We start from the raw sequence: 2,824 nt of genomic DNA on the forward strand, positions 1-2,824 counted from the left end.
GTGAGGGAAAGGTGAAAAGCACCCCGACAAGGGGAGTGAAAGAGACCTGAAACCAAATGCTTACAAACAGCTGGAGCCTCTTATGGGGTGACAGCGTACCTTTTGTATAATGGGTCAGCGAGTTTCTGTTTGCAGCAAGCTTAAGCCGATAGGTGTAGGCGCAGCGAAAGCGAGTCTGAATAGGGCATTAGTTGCTGGCAGAAGACCCGAAACCAAGTGATCTAGCCATGGCCAGGTTGAAGGTGCGGTAACACGCACTGGAGGACCGAACCCACGTCTGTTGAAAAAGACGGGGATGAGCTGTGGCTAGGGGTGAAAGGCCAATCAAACTTGGTAATAGCTGGTTCTCCGCGAAATCTATTGAGGTAGAGCGTCACGTATTACCTTGGGGGGTAGAGCACTGAATGGGCTCGGGGGTCCCAAAGACCTACCAAACCTAATCAAACTCCGAATACCCAAGAGTATGAGCGTGGCAGACAGACAGTGGGTGCTAAGGTCCATTGTCGAGAGGGAAACAGCCCAGACCACCAGCTAAGGCCCCCAAATGATATCTAAGTGGGAAAGGATGTGGAGATTCCAAAACAACCAGGAGGTTGGCTTAGAAGCAGCCATCCTTTAAAGAAAGCGTAATAGCTCACTGGTCTAATTAAGAAACTCTGCGCCGAAAATGTAACGGGGCTAAAGATATCTGCCGAAGCTGTGGGTGCATATTTATATGCGCAGTAGCGGAGCGTTCTGTAAGTCTGTGAAGGAGACGGGGTGACCCTCTCTGGAGATATCAGAAGTGCGAATGCTGACATGAGTAGCGACAAACAGTGCGAGAAACACTGTCGCCGAAAGTCCAAGGGTTCCTGCGCCAGGTTAATCCACGCAGGGTTAGTCGGCCCCTAAGGCGAGGGCGAAAGCCGTAGTCGATGGAAATCAGGTTAATATTCCTGAACCTGCTAGAAGTGACGAATACAATATGTTGTTAGGTCTTATTGGATTGACCTAGCTTTTGGAGTATTCCAGGAAATAGCTCTAGCGGATAGACCGTACCCGAAACCGACACAGGTGGACTGGTAGAGAATACCAAGGCGCTTGAGAGAACGATGCTGAAGGAACTAGGCAAATTACTTGCGTAACTTCGGGATAAGCAAGACCGGGTCGTGGGCAACCATGACCAGGTGGCACAGAGCAGGGGGTAGCGACTGTTTAGTAAAAACACAGGGCTCTGCAAAGTCGAAAGACGACGTATAGGGTCTGACGCCTGCCCGGTGCCGGAAGGTTAAGAGGAGGTGTGCAAGCACTGAATTGAAGCCCCGGTAAACGGCGGCCGTAACTATAACGGTCCTAAGGTAGCGAAATTCCTTGTCGGGTAAGTTCCGACCTGCACGAATGGCGTAACGACTTCCCCGCTGTCTCCAGCATCGGCTCAGCGAAATTGAATTCCCCGTGAAGATGCGGGGTATCCGCGGTCAGACGGAAAGACCCTATGAACCTTTACTGCAACTTTGTAGTGGCATCAGGAAAACGCTGTGTAGGATAGGTGGGAGGCTTTGAAGCAGAGGCGCCAGTCTTTGTGGAGCCATCCTTGAAATACCACCCTGAGTTTTTTTGATGTCTAACCATATCCAGTAAGCCTGGATTGGGACCCTGCATGGTGGGCAGTTTGACTGGGGCGGTCGCCTCCCAAAAAGTAACGGAGGCGCGCGATGGTGGGCTCAAGCCGGTCGGACATCGGCTGTTGAGTGCAATGGCATAAGCCCGCCTGACTGTGAGAGTGACAGCTCGAACAGAGACGAAAGTCGGCCATAGTGATCCGGTGGTTCCACGTGGAAGGGCCATCGCTCAACGGATAAAAGGTACTCTAGGGATAACAGGCTGATCTCCCCCAAGAGTCCACATCGACGGGGAGGTTTGGCACCTCGATGTCGGCTCATCACATCCTGGGGCTGGAGCAGGTCCCAAGGGTTCGGCTGTTCGCCGATTAAAGTGGTACGTGAGCTGGGTTTAGAACGTCGTGAGACAGTTCGGTCCCTATCTGCCGTGGATGTCGAGACTTGAGAGGATTTGCCCCTAGTACGAGAGGACCGGGGTGAACATACCTCTGGTGTACCGGTTGTTGCGCCAGCAGCACCGCCGGGTAGCTAAGTATGGAAAGGATAACCGCTGAAAGCATCTAAGCGGGAAACCCCCCTCAAAACGAGGTCTCATTACGGGCCGTGGTAGACCACCACGTTAATAGGTCAGGTGTGAAAGCATGGAAACATGTGCAGCTAACTGATACTAATCGCCCTTGCACTTACTATATAAACACACATACACTCATATCAGTCACTCTTATAAAATAACCAAATATCATTTTACCAACCATTAACTCACAATACCAACCAACACCAAAGGGTATATTAGATGACCTGGTGGCAATGGCGGGGAGTGAACCACCCGATCCCATCCCGAACTCGGTCGTGAAAACCCCCAGCGCCCATGATACTATGTCTTAAGGCATGGGAAAGTAGGTCGCCGCCAGGTCTTCTAATATACCCAATTTACATATCTTATAATCCCATTAAACATCACGTTTAAATCTCTCCTATTCAATTTAAAATAGATATCTCAGATACAGGATTATAATACTCTAATCTGATTTTAACCTCTCTTAGGTCAACTCAACAATCAGATAACATATATGCCAAGGGAAATCATGAAACCCACTCTAATAAAAGGCATATACACCCGTTGCGGGGTGGAGCAGCCCGGTAGCTCGTCAGGCTCATAACCTGAAGGTCAGAGGTTCAAATCCTCTCCCCGCTCCCAAATCTACATAAATAAAATTATATAT

At 50.0% G+C, this 2,824-nt stretch carries 1 tRNA gene and 2 rRNA genes (1 of these 3 cut by a window edge); all 3 read left to right on the forward strand.

The annotated features are described in order from the left end of the window. Positions 1–2,291 (forward strand): 23S ribosomal RNA (locus tag CIN_RS11120) (it extends 445 nt beyond the left edge of the window). Between the two features lie 107 nt (positions 2,292–2,398). Continuing rightward, positions 2,399–2,514 (forward strand): 5S ribosomal RNA (gene rrf, locus CIN_RS11125). Positions 2,515–2,722: 208 nt separating this feature from the next. Beyond that, positions 2,723–2,799, forward strand: a tRNA-Met gene (locus tag CIN_RS11130). The last annotated feature ends 25 nt before the right edge of the window (positions 2,800–2,824 follow it).

The organism is Commensalibacter intestini A911 (assembly GCF_000231445.1).
GTDB lineage: Bacteria > Pseudomonadota > Alphaproteobacteria > Acetobacterales > Acetobacteraceae > Commensalibacter > Commensalibacter intestini.